This window comes from Bradyrhizobium diazoefficiens, from assembly GCF_016612535.1.
GTDB lineage: Bacteria > Pseudomonadota > Alphaproteobacteria > Rhizobiales > Xanthobacteraceae > Bradyrhizobium > Bradyrhizobium diazoefficiens_C.
Genome location: NZ_JAENXS010000005.1, coordinates 127,728 through 141,994 on the forward strand (window position 1 = coordinate 127,728; position 14,267 = coordinate 141,994).

15 protein-coding genes and 1 tRNA gene are annotated in these 14,267 nt (G+C 64.3%); 5 read left to right on the forward strand and 11 right to left on the reverse strand.

The genetic code is table 11. The annotated features are described in order from the left end of the window. Positions 1-87 precede the first annotated feature (87 nt). Positions 88-534 carry a hypothetical protein gene (locus tag JJE66_RS35900; RefSeq protein WP_200520518.1) on the reverse strand — a complete coding sequence of 149 codons (447 nt, stop codon included), beginning with the start codon at positions 532-534 and terminating at the stop codon, positions 88-90. A 306-nt stretch (positions 535-840) separates the two neighbouring features. On the opposite strand from JJE66_RS35900, the gene JJE66_RS35905 reads away from it, so the two are divergent. Continuing rightward, the gene (locus JJE66_RS35905) at positions 841-1,104 is read left to right on the forward strand and encodes a hypothetical protein (protein WP_200520519.1); all 264 of its coding nucleotides are present in this window, start codon (positions 841-843) and stop codon (positions 1,102-1,104) included. A 33-nt stretch (positions 1,105-1,137) separates the two neighbouring features. Here JJE66_RS35905 and JJE66_RS35910 read toward each other — a convergent pair whose 3' ends face one another. Next, positions 1,138-1,584 carry a host attachment family protein gene (locus JJE66_RS35910; protein WP_311980261.1) on the reverse strand — a complete coding sequence of 149 codons (447 nt, stop codon included), beginning with the start codon at positions 1,582-1,584 and terminating at the stop codon, positions 1,138-1,140. 400 nt (positions 1,585-1,984) lie between these two features. Here JJE66_RS35910 and JJE66_RS35915 point away from each other — a divergent pair, with 400 nt between their 5' ends. Together JJE66_RS35915 and JJE66_RS35920 are read left to right on the forward strand one after the other, a co-directional pair. Beyond that, complete coding sequence (locus JJE66_RS35915) at positions 1,985-2,950, forward strand: helix-turn-helix domain-containing protein (protein ID WP_200520520.1); 966 nt, start codon at positions 1,985-1,987, stop codon at positions 2,948-2,950. A 165-nt stretch (positions 2,951-3,115) separates the two neighbouring features. Then, positions 3,116-4,321 (forward strand): integrase core domain-containing protein, encoded by a 1,206-nt coding sequence (locus JJE66_RS35920; protein ID WP_200520521.1) that lies wholly within the window; start codon positions 3,116-3,118, stop codon positions 4,319-4,321. A gap of 308 nt (positions 4,322-4,629) precedes the next feature. Here JJE66_RS35920 and JJE66_RS35925 read toward each other — a convergent pair. From JJE66_RS35925 to JJE66_RS35935, 3 genes are all read right to left on the reverse strand, one after another. After that, positions 4,630-4,706 (reverse strand) — tRNA-Arg (locus JJE66_RS35925). 150 nt (positions 4,707-4,856) lie between these two features. Then, entirely contained in the window at positions 4,857-5,375 is a 519-nt protein-coding gene (locus JJE66_RS35930) for a hypothetical protein (RefSeq protein WP_200520522.1), read from the reverse strand. A 161-nt stretch (positions 5,376-5,536) separates the two neighbouring features. Continuing rightward, a complete protein-coding gene (locus tag JJE66_RS35935) occupies positions 5,537-6,094 on the reverse strand; it encodes a hypothetical protein (RefSeq protein WP_200520523.1) in 558 nt (185 codons plus the stop codon). 152 nt (positions 6,095-6,246) lie between these two features. Between JJE66_RS35935 and JJE66_RS35940 the strand changes: the two genes are divergently transcribed. Beyond that, positions 6,247-6,633: a VOC family protein gene (locus JJE66_RS35940; RefSeq protein ID WP_200520524.1), complete on the forward strand. Its 387-nt coding sequence runs from the start codon at positions 6,247-6,249 to the stop codon at positions 6,631-6,633. Positions 6,634-6,657: 24 nt separating this feature from the next. On the opposite strand, the gene JJE66_RS35945 is transcribed toward JJE66_RS35940, so the two are convergent. Further along, positions 6,658-7,155 (reverse strand): hypothetical protein, encoded by a 498-nt coding sequence (locus JJE66_RS35945; protein WP_200520525.1) that lies wholly within the window; start codon positions 7,153-7,155, stop codon positions 6,658-6,660. 262 nt (positions 7,156-7,417) lie between these two features. Here JJE66_RS35945 and JJE66_RS35950 point away from each other — a divergent pair, with 262 nt between their 5' ends. After that, the gene (locus tag JJE66_RS35950; protein ID WP_246756826.1) at positions 7,418-7,771 is read left to right on the forward strand and encodes a GrlR family regulatory protein; all 354 of its coding nucleotides are present in this window, start codon (positions 7,418-7,420) and stop codon (positions 7,769-7,771) included. A gap of 8 nt (positions 7,772-7,779) precedes the next feature. Here the strand turns inward: JJE66_RS35950 and JJE66_RS35955 are convergent, their stop codons facing one another. From JJE66_RS35955 to JJE66_RS35975, 5 genes are all read right to left on the reverse strand, one after another. After that, entirely contained in the window at positions 7,780-10,467 is a 2,688-nt protein-coding gene (locus tag JJE66_RS35955; RefSeq protein ID WP_200520527.1) for a PAS domain S-box protein, read from the reverse strand. A 90-nt stretch (positions 10,468-10,557) separates the two neighbouring features. After that, positions 10,558-11,472 (reverse strand): DMT family transporter, encoded by a 915-nt coding sequence (locus JJE66_RS35960; RefSeq protein WP_200520528.1) that lies wholly within the window; start codon positions 11,470-11,472, stop codon positions 10,558-10,560. 80 nt (positions 11,473-11,552) lie between these two features. Next, the gene (locus JJE66_RS35965) at positions 11,553-12,347 is read right to left on the reverse strand and encodes an NUDIX domain-containing protein (RefSeq protein ID WP_200520529.1); all 795 of its coding nucleotides are present in this window, start codon (positions 12,345-12,347) and stop codon (positions 11,553-11,555) included. 4 nt (positions 12,348-12,351) lie between these two features. Continuing rightward, positions 12,352-13,305: a dihydrodipicolinate synthase family protein gene (locus JJE66_RS35970; protein ID WP_200520530.1), complete on the reverse strand. Its 954-nt coding sequence runs from the start codon at positions 13,303-13,305 to the stop codon at positions 12,352-12,354. A 61-nt stretch (positions 13,306-13,366) separates the two neighbouring features. Continuing rightward, a complete protein-coding gene (locus JJE66_RS35975; protein WP_200520531.1) occupies positions 13,367-14,245 on the reverse strand; it encodes an SDR family oxidoreductase in 879 nt (292 codons plus the stop codon). Positions 14,246-14,267: the final 22 nt, after the last annotated feature.

A 14,267-nucleotide genomic window follows, 5' to 3' on the forward strand; every position in this document is an offset into this window, starting at 1 on the left:
CATTGCCCGATGGGGGCCCATGCGGCAATGCGAATTTCCACCCGGGCGATGCTGCGCTGCGACGGGCGCGGCGCTCAGATCAGCCGCTCACCATTCTTCCGGACAGGGATCGATGATCTTCCAGAGCTCCACCCCGTTCTTGATCTTCTTCATGTCGGTGGTGAGTCCACCGTTGCGGCGGATCCAGTCCTTCACCGTATCCGGATAATAGGACATCAGGTCGGATGTCCCCGCGGCGCTGGTGACCTTGATACCGAAGGTGAAGGCTTTGTCGTAGTAGGCCTGGTGGAAACCGAGGCTCGCCTTTGGTGTCACGCAGATCTTGTTCATCGGCACGATGCCGAGCACCAAGGTGCAGGCGGAATTGCAGATGCCGTCGATGATGACCCGCTCGCCCTTATCGCGGACGCGCTTGTACCTGGCCTTGTACTCCTCGACATAGCCGCCATGGTCGCGGGTGATGTGCAGCTCGGCCCGCGCTGGCGCGGCGGCAGCGACAAAGAGCAACAGCAGGCTGAGGAGCGTGATGCGCATGGCGGCTTGACGGCGAAAACCTTGCAGGAACGTACCGGCCTCGAAGAGCACCCCAACGAAAACCCCAAGGGGCCGGCGGGCGGAATCTTTGACCGAATTCTCTTTGGCCATACTTGTGTGGGGAATTCGTTAAGCATCCCGAAAAGGCCAAAAATGGGCAGGCCATAAGGCGCGGCCCGGCATTTCGGTCACACCGCCCGGGAATCTGCGGGAATAGCCCCGAATTCGGGCCGCCGGACGGGTGTCCGCCCCGCCCAAAATGGCTATAAGGAACTGACCTCTAAGCGCGGGTTCCGGAGAATCGAGATGAGCAAGTTGAAGCTTGTAGCCGCGGTTGCTGCCCTGTCGGCGGCAATCCTAGCCCCTGGCCTTGCGGAGGCGCGGGTGCATCACCGCTATCACCGCTACTACGCCAACCCGCTGCCCTACCCGGTCAGCTATTTGCACAATTACGGCCCGGGTATCACCCCCGGCACCTTCGCCTTCTATGACGGCCCGTCGACAAATCACTGCTACCAAAGCGCGGCCGCCTATGTCGGTCAGGACGGCCGGCGGCACCCCTGCTACTGACGGGCGCCGCAGCGTCCTCCCGTTGGGTCCGCCCTAAGTGAGGGCCCCAGACAGCAGCAATTGCTTCTCGATCTCGTAGACCGGCAGCTTGACGAGGTCCTTGCCGACCTCGCCCCGCAGCGCCCTGCGCACCGCATCCGAATAATCCGTACGGATCATGCCCAGCGCGCGCGGTGAGGCCACCATGGTCAGGGCAGAGGTCTCCCCCGCGCTGAGCGCGGTATCGAGCCGTTCGGCGAGGCTGCGCAGGAATGTCCGTTCGGCCTCATCGTGCCAATCGGTCTGCTCCGCCGAGCTGCGGGCACCGCCGACCGAGGCATGGAGCCTGCCGGACGCATCGGTCCCTTGCGCGGCCGTCGACGGATTGGCCTGCTCACGAGCCTCCCTGGTGTGAAGGTTCGGAAACATCTCATCACCGAGATTTTCCAGGATGAGCGCCTTGCGCCCGTCGCACACGACGAGCCAGTCGCTCTTGTCGATCCTCGCTGCCGTGGGCCTGGAGCAATTCCAAAATTGATCTAGATCAAAGATGAAATCTGTCGTGCCGTCATTCTGTACCGATGGCCGATTTGATTGTTTTCCGGTGCCCGCAGACGGGCATGAATGTGCAAACCCATCTTGAGAAGCGGCAAGGACGCGAAGGACAAAGCTTCGAGTCCTTCACCTGCCCTGCCTGTACAAGGCTCCATTTCATTGATCTCACGACTGGTCAGCCGAAGAGCCGAGACCGTTGACGGTGGCACCGATTCCACCGTCCCCGTGGCATGATGTCCGCAATCTTACGGCCCGGAATCCGGTTTACTGAATCGGCATGTTTCGTCATTGATGGCGATGTACCGACGTTCATTTCATCGTCAGATTTCAGCAGCCGGCCAGACGCATGTTCTTCGACGCTCTCGCCCCTTCCTCCGCGCTCCAGTTGACCCGGTTTACCGATGTCGATGCATTTCGACCGGCCGAGTCGTTGGAAGATGCCCGGAGCATACCGCTCGACATCGCCAATTTTGCAGCCGCGCGAGCGGTCGTGAACCTGCCGGCGTGCCGGATCATCGTTACCAGGTCGTTTGCGCGCATCCTGGACACCGCCTACCGCGCGCCGGGCGGCATGGTGGTCCTGCCGATGACCAACGATCTGCGCGCCAGCTCGAGCGGAATGGATCTCGACTCGCGCTTCTTCATAGCCTTGCGCGGCAACCATGATTGTCATTTCGTCGAGCCTCAGATCAATCACCATGCGCTGATCATGTTCTCACCTACGCTCAGGGATCGCGGCTGGTTTGATCGCGCCGACGCATTGTGGGTCCGCATCGCGGAGCCCACCGCTCATCTCTACGCGCGACAGCTTGTGCTCGACATTCTCAGGACCGCGTCGGTCGCACCACAGATGTTCGAAACGACGGAGGCCGCCGGCCATCTCCAGGAAGGCCTGCTGCTCGCCTTCGACGACCTGTTTCGAACGAACCCGCTGTCTGAGCGCAACGCCTCCAATGCCGGCGCGCGATCCGCCAGGCTCGTGCAGCGGATCGACGATTACGTCACAGCCTATCCGACCGCTCCGATCTATACGGCCGATCTCGCCGATGAATTCGGAGTCTCGATCCGGACCCTCGGCGGCGCAGTGGCCAAGGTGCGCGGCATGAGCCTGCATCAATATATCCGCCTGAAGCGGCTATGGGCCACACGCACTCAGCTCCTCAGGAGCGGCGGCGCGTCGGTCGCCTCATGCGCGCGCGCCCAGGGCTTTCATCACCTCGGCGAGTTTGCCGCAGCTTACCGCGCGACCTTCCACGAAGCGCCATCGGACACGCTGACGCGGGCCCGGCAAACCCGGCTTCCAGCCAACTGATACCAGCACCGCGCTGCACGTCGCCTGCCGGGCTTGCGCGCGTGGGCGTACGGGATTGCGATGGCCGGCCCCGCCGGCTTTGGGCTGAGCGACCCGAGACATAGGTGACAGAACGTACCGGACACATGGGTTACATTTTCCGCTTTTGTTCTGCGGGAGGTGTAGATGCCGTGGAAAGCGAGTTCGGTAATGGACGAGCGCCTACGCTTTGTCGCCCGGCTTCTGGACGGAGAAGCCATGACCGAGGTGTGCCGGGAGTTCGGGATATCCCGCAAGACCGGCTACAAGATTTTCGATCGCTACAAGGAGCACGGCCTTGTGGCCCTGAGCGATCGCTCCAGGCGGCCGGTGCGCTACGCCAATCAGTTGCCGGCCCAGATCGAGACCCTGATTGTCCAGTTCAAGACCGAGAAGCCACATTGGGGGGCGCGCAAGATCCGCGAGCTCCTGGTCAGGCGGCTGGATGGCGATATCAGAATCCCTGCCAAGAGCACCATCCATGCCGTCCTCGACCGCCACGGCCTGGTCAGGCGGGGCCGCGGTCCGCGCCATCGCGCCCACGGCACGCCGCTATCGCAAGGCGCGGCGCCGAATGATCTCTGGTGCGCCGACTTCAAGGGCGAGTTCAAGCTCGGCAATGAGCGATACTGCTTCCCGTTGACCGTCAGCGATCATGCCTCGCGCTTCCTGCTGCTGTGCGAGGCGCTCGATTCCACCTGGGAGGAGCCGGCCATTGCCGCCTTCGAGCGCCTGTTCCGCGAGCGCGGGCTGCCGCTTGCCATCCGCTCCGACAATGGCGTGCCCTTTGCCAGTCCCAATGCCCTGTTCAATCTGTCGAAGCTGTCGGTCTGGTGGCTGAGGCTCGGCATTGCCATCGAGCGCATCAGGCCCGGCCGGCCGCAGCAGAACGGGCGCCACGAGCGCATGCACCTCACTCTCAAGAAGGAAGCCACCCGGCCGCCGGGCTTCAACAGCCTGCAGCAGCAGGAGCGCTTCGATGTCTTCGTGCACGAGTTCAACACCGAGCGGCCCCACGAAGCGCTCAGCATGAAGATCCCTGCCGAACTCTACACCGCCTCGGCACGCAGCTATGCCGGCCTGCCGGACCTCAGCTATCCCTTCCACGACCGCGACGTCGTCGTCACCACCTGCGGCCGCCTCTGCCTGCATCGCAAGAAGATCAACATCTCAACCGTCCTGGCCGGCCAGAAGCTCGGCATCAAGGAGGTTGATGAAGGCATCTGGCTCGTCAGCTTCATGCAGTATGATCTCGGCTACTTCGATCTCGAGCAGAAGACGTTGCAACCGCTCGACAACCCCTTCGGCCCCAAGCCCGTCACCGATGTCTCGACTACGACCGCAAAGCTCTGAGCCAGACGCGCTCTCGCGCATTCTTGGCATGACAGCCGCTTGCTTGGCTCCGCTGTCGCGGTCAACTCCCGAAGCCCGAAGGGGCGCGGCACGCGCGGGGTTGACCGCGACAGCGCGAGCCGAGCAGAATCAACCATGCCACCGATGCGTCACGCTGGAACCCCAGCACGTCGCATCCGATTGGCCCCAAACTGCATCCTTGGAGCGAACGACCCTGAAACCCCAGACAACCCGTTCGGCACGAGGTTGTCACTCATGTCTCAGGTACATTCTGTTACCTATGTGTCCGGGCCGGACAGGCTGACAAATGGCGCGCTCGGAAGGATTCGAACCTCCGACCCTCGGAATCGAAATCCGATGCTCTATCCAGCTGAGCTACGAGCGCCTTGACCCCAGGTATGGGCCACCAACCGCAGCGTCGCCGTCATATGCTGGCAGGCAGCACCGGGCGACGTTCGGCTGGGTTCGAATTAGCAGAGAGACCAGACAATAAAAAGCCCTCCCCGCCTCGTTTCAAGGCGGGTCAGAGGCGCTCTCACCAGGTGGTGTTGAACAGGCCGAAATGCGGCTGCTGTGCCACCAGCATCATCGGCTGGCCGCGGTGCGGCGCCCAATGCGCCTTCGCCATTTTACGCTTGGGCTGAGCCGGAGCCTGGACCTTCGGAGCTTGGTTCTCGGCTGTCTGGGCGAGAGCTTGGGGCTTGCCGTCAGCTTTCCTGGCCGTGGCCGCATCGGTCTTCGGCGTAAACTGGGCGAAGGTCTCGCGCACTCGCGCCTTTGCCGACATCTCGCTCAGGATGTCAGTCGGCGCGGACGGTTGGGGCGCCGCAACAGCAACGGTCGTCACCACCGGCGCGGCGATGGTCGGCTGGCTGGTGTCAAGCACGACACGATCCGGCAGATGGCGGTCGGACCGGATCCGGATCAGCGGCTGGTCGTAGCCTGCGGTCGCGACAGCCTGGGCAGCCGGCGACGGTGGCCAAACGAAATCAGCCGCAAACAACAGGGCGAGCAGCGCTCCACCGACGAACATGAAATACCGAAAGATGGGCATTGGCCGCGCTCCGCCCCCGCATCCCCGCGCGGGCTCTTCGCCTCAACCGGCGATCCTCTAATTGGTTCCTGCGCCCAGCCTCACGGTTCAAATGGCAACGCCGAGATTTTTGCCCAAGGGCTAAGGACGGTAACTTTTCCGCTAGCGGAATGTGCTGCCCTTTACGCGCGCTGCGCCGTCACCAGCGAACACTTCGCCTGATCGGCATTCACATTGACGAAGCCGACGGGAACGCGCGCAAACGTCTTGCGGCTCTTCATGCCGACGGTGTCGGCCAGCAGGCGACTGCGGTCGGTCAAATGGCTGCCGTCGCGCCGCGCAAAGGCGCAGATGATCTCGACATCCTTTACGGCATAGTCGTTGTCATTTCGTAAGGTGAAGGTGACCAGCGCCTTCGAGCCAAGCCCACCACGGCGCCAAGTCTGCGACGAGATTTTGAGCCGGTCGAGCCCGGCGGCCTCCGCCGCCGACGTCGCTGAGGCCATTGCAGGGGGAGCCGGATCGACGCTTGCGAGCGCCAACTTCACCGGCTCGGTTTGCGCGACATTGCCTTCGGATGGTGGCATCAGCAGCCAGACGGCACTGCCGACGATGCTCGCGGCCAGCAGCCACAAGAGGCCTCGCTTGAGCCAGACGCTTGTCGCCGGTCCGGACCGTGGCGGGTCCTCGCCACTCCCAGCGAATCTTCCCAGTCCGATCCGGCCAAACCCTGCGTTCATGAGTGCGTCACTCGCCTCCTTCTTCAATCCGCGAGACGAACTAAGGTTCCCGCAACCGCGCGAATCTCGGATAGGAGCCACTGTGGCGATCGTCGATCGGGGTCGCTAACATGCGCTGCAACATCGCAAGGACCCGATCGGGAGGAATTGAAATGCCAGTCGTCGTCAGCTGGGATCACATCCATCTCCGCAGCCCCGATCCGGAAACGACCGCGGCCTGGCTGCGGGATATCCTCGGTGGCGAGATCGTGCACGCACCGGGGCGGATCGACGTGAATCTCGGCGGCGCAAGAATCTTCATCGCGCCGCTGGAGGGCGACAGCGCCGTCGGCCCGCCGCCGCCGCATCCCCATCAGGGCCTCGATCATTTCGGGCTCACGGTGAAGGACATCGACGCCGTCGCAGCCGAGATCAAGGCCAAGGGCGTGACGTTCACGCGCGAGCCGACCACCATCCGGCCCGGCGTCCGCATCTGCTTCATCCGCGGTCCAGAGGGCATCTCCATCGAACTGCTCGAGCGCGACAAAAAATATACCTGATTTGGCAGGCGTGCCCTTACCCGGCTAGGTCATGCTACCGGGCATAAAGCAGCGGATGGTGACGCCCATGTAGCCGTAGATCGGCCACACCATGGTGCGTCCAACCCGGTTGGGCTCCGAGATCACGGCCTCCTCGGGTACGTCGACCCAGACGAGCTCCTGCTGTTGGCCCTCGATCATATAGCCAAGGCGCGGGACGCGGACACGATAGTGCCCGTCCTTGCTATCCCAATCGGAGTCCGAGATCGCCGAACCGTCGGCATCGGAACAGCATGGCCCCTTGCCGCTGCGCAAGCCGTCAAACCAGGCCTTCAATTCGGCACTCGTGTTGACGAACTGGCCGCGGTCGCGGGCGTACCCGACGGGCGCAACCAGCGCGATCAGAGCCAGCGCGCAAGCGAGGCTCGCCACGCTTCGCCAGCGTGTCGTGCTTCCAGTCCTCCGCTGTTGGTTTTTGCAATTCGTGGGACGCGCACTGTACAGATGCGGCTCATCGCCGCCGGAATCGATCCAGTTGCTCACATTTGTCTTGCTCCAGCACCCCGCGGCCAGTGCAACAATGGTTATGCATTTCGCGGGCCAACTCTGATTCGCAACGACTGGCCTCGCTGCATGATGAGACCGTCATATCGGCGTCACAGACAAGCCGGGACAATTACGGTTCGTGCGCCGGCACAGGGCATCCCGGCTTGCAAAACTGCCGCGTTGCGCGAGAGGTTGCGCTTTGGCATAAAAGCTTCACCGGTTACGCCATTGGGCGATGGCGGCCGGCCGACGGGACGTTATGAAGAACGGCCTCTATTCGATTCACGTGAGCCTGCTCGATGGTCGAGCCGGCAAGGGCAGCGGCGTGATTCTTTTCCGCGATGGCAAGATTCTTGGCGGCGACGCCTACCTCTATTACACCGGCAGCTACGTGGTGAAGGACGACCACACCTTCAAGGGCGAGGTGCTGGTGCAACGGCACACTTCGCCGCGGGGCGATGACAATCCGCTGTTCGGCGGCCCTGCCCCGGTCGGCATCGGCGTCAGCGGGACCTATACCGACACTCGCGCGGAGATGACGGGAACGGCGCTGGTCGGTAAGGCCAGCTTGATCTTCGGCGCCACCCTGCACAAGCTCGCCGAGGCGGATTAGCGACAGATCTATTCGGCAGCCTGCTCCAGCGGCGCGGTGCGCGGCAGGATCATCTGGATGCGCGTCCCCTCGCCCGGCTCGGAATCGAGGTCGAGCCGCCCGCCGAGCCGGTTGGTGACGATGCTGTAGACGATGTGCAGCCCGAGGCCAGTGCCGCCCTGGTCGCGCCGAGTCGTGAAGAACGGATCAAACGCGCGGCGGCGCACGTCAAGGCTCATGCCGCAGCCATTGTCGGCGACGATGATCTCGACATTGTCCTTGCCGGACTCGCGCACCTGGATGTCGATGGTCCCCGGACGTCCGTCCGGGAAGGCGTGCGCCACCGCGTTGAGGAAGAGGTTCGTCAGCACCTGGCCGTACGGGCCGGGGTAACTGTTCATGGTGAGATTAGGTTGGCACTCGACGTTGAGCGTCAGGTTCTGCTTGCGCAAGCCGGGGCGCAGGCTCATCACCACCTGCTCGGTGAGATCGGCGAGGTCGAAGCTGCGCTGGTCCGAATAGTTGCGGTCGGCCGCGACCTGCTTGAACGACTGGATCAGCTCGGCGGCGCGATTGAGGTTCGAGACAAGCTGCGAGGACGCGTCGCGGCTGGTGTTGAGGTAGTCGTTGAGAGTCGAGCGGCGAAGCTCGCCGCGCTCAACCTCGGCGCTGAATATCGCCGTCTTGCGCTCCAGCGCGGATGCGACCGTGAGGCTGATGCCGACAGGATTGTTGACCTCGTGCGCGACACCGGCGACCAGGCGTCCGAGTGCGGCGAGCTTCTCCGCCTCGATCAGCGAGGCCTGGGTCTCGCGCAGATTGCGCAGCGCCGTCTCGGCGGCGTCCTTGGCTTTCCGCATCTCCTGCTCGCCGCGCTTGCGCTCGCCGATGTCAAGCGCCACGGTGACGATCCGCTCGATCTCGCCCTCGGCATCGAGCAGCGGCAGCTTGTTGACGAGCCATTGCCGCATGTTGCCAGCGGCATCCTTGTACTCCTCCTCGTAGAAGCCGAGCCCCTTGCGCAACGCCACCACGCGCTTGTCGTGCTCATCGGTCTTGGCTGCGCCGTAGCGCGACATCAGGTCGGCGGTGGTGCGGCCGAGCGCGTCGCCGGGCTCGATCCCGAAAATGCCAGCCATGTAGCGGTTCATCAGCACATAGCGCAGGTCGCGATTCTTGACGTTGATCACCGCCGGCACGGTGTCGATGACCTGCTGGAGCAGGCGCCGGCCTTCGGCAATCGCGTCTTCCGCCCGCTTCTGGTCGGTGATGTCGCGCAACGTGCCCTCGTAGCGGACGATCCTGCCCTGCTCGTCCCGCACGCCGGTCGCGCTGTCGGAGAGCCAGAGGACGTCGCCGCTGCGCTGGCGCACCTGATACTCGAACTCGCGTACCATGCCGTCGCGGTGCATCAGCCGCTGGTACTCCTCACGCGCCTCGGGATGGACGTAGATGGTGTGGGCGATGTCGTTGATGCTGTCGATCAAATGCTGCGGGCTGTCATAGCCCATCATCCGCGCCAGCGCCGGATTGGCGTTGAGGAGATCGCCGGACGGCGTCGTCACGTAGATGCCGTCGACAGAACCCTCGAACAGCTTGCGATAGCTCTCTTCGGCCAGCCGCTGCTCCGTGAGCGCGCGCACGGCCGCCTCGCGCGCCGTGTCGGCCTCCTCCAGCGCGCGGCGGAACACCTCTGCGGCGCGCGCAATGTCGCCGATCTCGTTGTCGAGTTCGGCCGACGGGATCGACGTATTCTTCTCGCCCGCCGCAAGGGCACGAATGGAGCGCGCGATCTGGGCCAGTGGGCGCACCGTCCGTCGCACCACGAACCCGGCGGCGAGGATACCGATCAGCACGCCGATGCTGCCGAGCACGATACTCTGCCATCGCGCCTCCGCGAGCGTCCGGGCGAAGTCGCGCGACAGCACATGGCCTCGGCGGTCGCTGACGTCACGGAGCAATTCTGTGACGCGGCCGATCAGCCTGCCCTCGGTTCCCAGCACCTCGCGATCGATATCGGCGATCTGCCGTTCGCGGACCGCGACTGCCACGATGGCATCGGCGTAATTGTTCACAGCCGACTTCAACCGGCTATCTGCGATCTCCATCGTCCGCATGCTCTGCGCGGCCTGCTCCGCAGCGGACGGGTTGCGCGCGAGCAATCCAAGCGCGATCCGGCTCTGGGCCTCCGACAGGCGCGCGGCGAGATCGCGATCCCCGCTTTCGGAGACTGCCGCGTCGAACTGGTCCCGCAGCGGCGGCAGCCCGGCGAGCAATTGCGCGCGGCGATCGATCAGGGTCGAGATCCGCTCCAGCCCGCTGCGGTAAGTCGCAAGTCGCTCGGAGACGCCATCGATCATGTCCTGCTGCTCGGGGGCAAGATCGATACGGGTCTTCTTGAGGATGTCGCTCAGGGTCGAGGCGGCCTCGCCGACTTGCTTGAACTGGATGCCGGCCCCGGGATCGGTGACGAAGTCACGCGCAGCGAGCCGCAGGTCGTTCATGCGGCGGTCGATATCTTCCGCGAGGTCGCCGACGCTTTGCAGCCGCTGAAGTTCGGCGAAGGTGGCGTCGATATGCCGGATTGCGATCACGCTGGCGGTCGAGGTGACGATAATCACCGCCAGCACCAGGATGAAGCTGCCGAACGTCATCTGGCCGATCGACAGCGAAAACGATCGCTTCAGCGGCGGATTCGGTGGCGTTTCGACAGGCATTGGGACGGTACCGGACTCCATACCCTGCCAATATACGCTGTATCGCCCCTCCGGGGGAACATGCCTCCACCGACCGGAAGGGGCTGTTTTTCATGATGGTTTAGCGACGGCATTGGTCCGGCCGAGGATCGTCATGGCGGCAACGCCGAGGACGACGCAGGCGAGCCCAATCCAGGCGGTCTGGCTCAGGGTCTCACCGAGAATGGCGACGCTGATGGCGACCCCGATCGGGACGCGGAGATAGGCCTGGGCGGTGGTGCCGACCGAGCCGAGCGTCTGGATCAGGCGGAAATAGATCGCGAACGCCGCCGCGGTCGAGAACACCGCGAGCGCGAGCAGCGCCAGCACGGAGCTCAGCGCGGGCGACAGCGTCCAGGGCTGCTCGAACACCAGCGAGGCCGGGATCAGGACCGCAGCCCCGGCGAGCAGCGAGCCGGCGGCGGGCGCCATCGGATCGAGGCCTTTGAAGCTCCGCCCGAAAATCGCGGCGCAGGCGTAGCAGATGGTGGCGGCGACGATGGCCGCCTCCGCGACGAGGCCGCTGCCGATATCATAGAACGCATCGACGCCGACGATGAGCAGGATGCCGACCATGCCGGCGACCACGCCGAACAGTTTTCGCGGGCTCGTCGCCTCGTGGCGGGTGACGACCGCGGTCAGCAAGAAGGTGAAGATGGGTCCGGCCGAATTGAGGATGGTGGCGAGGGATGCATCGACATGGCGCTCGCCCCAGGCGATCAGGGTCCAGGGGATCACGCTGTTGAGCACCGCCTGGAAGGCGAAGCGCTGCCAGGTCGGCCCATCCGTTGGCATCCTGACGCCACGCGCCCGCATCACGACGAGCAGCAGCAGGCCGGCGATCGCCGTGCGCGCGGCGATTAGCGTGATCGGCGGAATGGTGGCGACGCCGAGCTTGATGAAGGTGTAGGAGCCGCCCCACAGCGCCGCGAGCGCGAGCAGCAGCGCCAGCTCGACGGCGATATTGGTGTCCTGCCGGTTGTCCATGGCGCCCGATCCGTCCCGTTTTCAGTGGGCGGACCATAGCGCGACCTTGGGCGCAATAGTTCGTCGCGCATCGAAGTGTCCTAGCCGATCGCGCCGACTTCGAACACCTCGCCGTCATAACCGGCCTCACGGGGGATGCGAAGCTGACGACCGCTCTCGGTCTTGGTCATGACAGGCATCACCGTCACGATCGACATGCTGCTTGCATGCTCGAGCGCAGACTTCACCGTCGGCTGCTCCGCAAGCCGGATCAGATTGCGCGTGGTCGGGAACGGCAGCTTGAAGCGGCCGCTCTCGCCGCCCGCCACCGCCTCGCGCGGAGAGACCCAGATCGAGTCGGTGGACTCCCGGCCATCATGAGCGCCGAGCTGGTCCGGCGGCGCAGCGGCGAGAAAGAACCAAGTGTCGAAGCGTTTTGGCATGCCTTCCGGCGTGATCCAGTGCGCGTAAGGCACGAGCGTATCAAGCGCGAGCTGGAGACCATTGTCGGCCAAGATGCTCAGGAAGCTGATCTTGTGCTCGTTGAGGGCGACGCGATGCTTGTCCGCGATCTCGCCGGCACGCTTGGCATCGACTGGCGTGCCCGAATCCTTCGACCGGGCCAGCAAAATGCCGCTCTCCTCAAAAGTTTCGCGGATCGCAGCAATACGAAAGCCGCGATCCGATTCACTCAGGCCCTCGCCGCCCGAATACAGGTCGGACCGCTTGACGATCTCCTGATCGCCGGCATCGACGCTGCCGCCCGGAAACACCAGCGCGCCCGAGTTGAACTCGATCTGATGATGGCGAACCATCATGAAGACCTCAACCTCCTTCGCACCATTACGGAGCAGGAGGATGGTCGAGGCCGGGCGTGATGCTGATGTCTCGGGCATGCAACTAGCCTGCGGCGCTCGATTGGGGTCCGAGATTGGCGCGCTTGTCGACCTTCGCCACGCGCGACAGGAGATAATCGACCTCGGCCTTCGCCGCCGCCGTGATTGTCGCGCCGGGCTTGCGCTGGGCGCTGGAGGCGATGATGCCGCGCTTCTGGAGCACGTATTTACGCACGGCAAGGCCCGCACCCGGTTGCTGTTCGTAGCGGATCAGCGGCAGATGCGCGTCGAACAGATCGTGCGCAGCGTCGCGCTTGCCGGCCTTGGACAGGTTCACGACGTCGATCAGAAGCTCGGGGAAGGCGTAGCCGGTCATGGCACCGTCGGCGCCGCGCTCCATCTCGAAGTCGAGGAACGTGCCGCCATTGCCGCAGAGGATCGAGAGCGGCCGCAGCGAGCCGTCCTTCTGAAAACCGCGCAGCGTCGAGATCTTCTCGAGACCCGGCCAGTCCTCGTGCTTGAGCATCACGCAATTCGAATTGTCCATGACGATCTTGCGGATCACGGCCGGCGTGAACACCACCGACAGCGTCAGCGGATAGTCCTGGAGCACCCAGGGCACGTCAGGGCCGATCGCCTCGGCCGCCTGCTTGAAATAGCCGACGATCTGGTCGTCGGTGCGCAGCGACGGCGGCGGCGCAATCATGACGCCGGCCGCGCCCGCGTCCATCGAGGCCCTCGCCAGCGAGCGCATGGTGGCAAAACCCGGCGCGGAGACGCCGACGATCACCTGCATTGTCTTGGCGCGCTTGACGAAGCGTACCGCGACGTGCTCGGCCTCGACGGCGTCGAGCTTCGGCGCCTCACCGAGGATACCGAGCACCGTGACGCCGTCGCAGCCGACCTCCTCGTAGAAATCGGTCAGGCGGTCGATCGAGCGCTCGTCGATCCGGCCGTCATCGTGGAACGGTGTCGGCGCGATTGCGAAGGTGCCCTTGGCGTCGGCGGTGAGTTTCATCAGTGCTTTATCCTTTCGAGGTCCCGGGTTCGCGCATTGCGCGCCCCGGAACGACCATGGCTCAAAACCGCCGCGCGCCCATCTTGATCTGCTCCTCGGAGAAGAAGATCTCCTTGGCATGATCGGCGATGTCCCGGGCGTTCCAGCCCGTGTGCGGCGGTTTCCAGCCTTCCATTTCCATCATCCGCATTTCGCGCACGCCGCGGGGCCCGGACACGCCCAGCACCTTGCCGGTCTGGTCGCCCGACAAGTCGCTGACCATGTATAGCACGGCCGGCGCGATGCCGTCCGGCCCCAGCGCCGCGCCGGGGTTCTCCTTATAGCGGGGCAGGTCTGCGGTCATGCGGGTCAGGGCGCCCGGGGCCAGCGTCCAGATCCGGATGTTGTACTTCCGACCCTCGATCGCCAGCACGTTGGACAGGCCCCAGATGCCGCCCTTGGCCGCACCGTAATTGGTCTGGCCGAAATTGCCGATCAGGCCGGAGGTCGAGGAGGTGTTGACGATGACGCCACCGCCGTTTTCCCGCATCCAGCGAAACACCGGCATGGTGCAGCAAAAGGTGCCCTTCAGATGCACCTTGATGACCTTGTCCCAGTCGGATTCGGTGGCTTTTGCGAAGGTCTGGTCGCGCAGAATGCCCGCGTTGTTGACCAGGATGTCGGCGCGGCCGAAATGCTTGATGGCGTCGTCGAACACCGATTGGCCGCCCTCCATGGTGGAGATGTCTGCGCCGTTGGCGACCGCCTTGCCGCCGTCGGCCTTGATCGCGTCGACCACAAGCTGAGCCATCGACTTGTCGGCGCCCGAGCCGTCACGGGGGCCGCCAAGGTCGTTGACGACGACGGACGCCCCCTCCCGTGCGAACAGTTTTGCGTAGGCCTCACCAAGCCCCCCACCCGCGCCGGTGATCAGCGCAACCTTGCCGTCGAGTAGTCCCATGGTGGCTTCTCCCTGTTTGTTT

Bases quoted from the DNA above. Each gene is read 5' to 3' on its own strand.
- JJE66_RS35900 (WP_200520518.1), bottom strand. From the start codon at position 534: ATGCGCATCACGCTCCTCAGCCTGCTGTTGCTCTTTGTCGCTGCCGCC.
- JJE66_RS35905 (WP_200520519.1), top strand. From the start codon at position 841: ATGAGCAAGTTGAAGCTTGTAGCCGCGGTTGCTGCCCTGTCGGCGGCA.
- JJE66_RS35915 (WP_200520520.1), top strand. From the start codon at position 1,985: ATGTTCTTCGACGCTCTCGCCCCTTCCTCCGCGCTCCAGTTGACCCGG.
- JJE66_RS35920 (WP_200520521.1), top strand. From the start codon at position 3,116: ATGCCGTGGAAAGCGAGTTCGGTAATGGACGAGCGCCTACGCTTTGTC.
- JJE66_RS35930 (WP_200520522.1), bottom strand. From the start codon at position 5,375: ATGCCCATCTTTCGGTATTTCATGTTCGTCGGTGGAGCGCTGCTCGCC.
- JJE66_RS35935 (WP_200520523.1), bottom strand. From the start codon at position 6,094: ATGAACGCAGGGTTTGGCCGGATCGGACTGGGAAGATTCGCTGGGAGT.
- JJE66_RS35940 (WP_200520524.1), top strand. From the start codon at position 6,247: ATGCCAGTCGTCGTCAGCTGGGATCACATCCATCTCCGCAGCCCCGAT.
- JJE66_RS35950 (WP_246756826.1), top strand. From the start codon at position 7,418: ATGAAGAACGGCCTCTATTCGATTCACGTGAGCCTGCTCGATGGTCGA.
- JJE66_RS35955 (WP_200520527.1), bottom strand. From the start codon at position 10,467: ATGCCTGTCGAAACGCCACCGAATCCGCCGCTGAAGCGATCGTTTTCG.
- JJE66_RS35960 (WP_200520528.1), bottom strand. From the start codon at position 11,472: ATGGACAACCGGCAGGACACCAATATCGCCGTCGAGCTGGCGCTGCTG.
- JJE66_RS35965 (WP_200520529.1), bottom strand. From the start codon at position 12,347: ATGCCCGAGACATCAGCATCACGCCCGGCCTCGACCATCCTCCTGCTC.
- JJE66_RS35970 (WP_200520530.1), bottom strand. From the start codon at position 13,305: ATGAAACTCACCGCCGACGCCAAGGGCACCTTCGCAATCGCGCCGACA.
- JJE66_RS35975 (WP_200520531.1), bottom strand. From the start codon at position 14,245: ATGGGACTACTCGACGGCAAGGTTGCGCTGATCACCGGCGCGGGTGGG.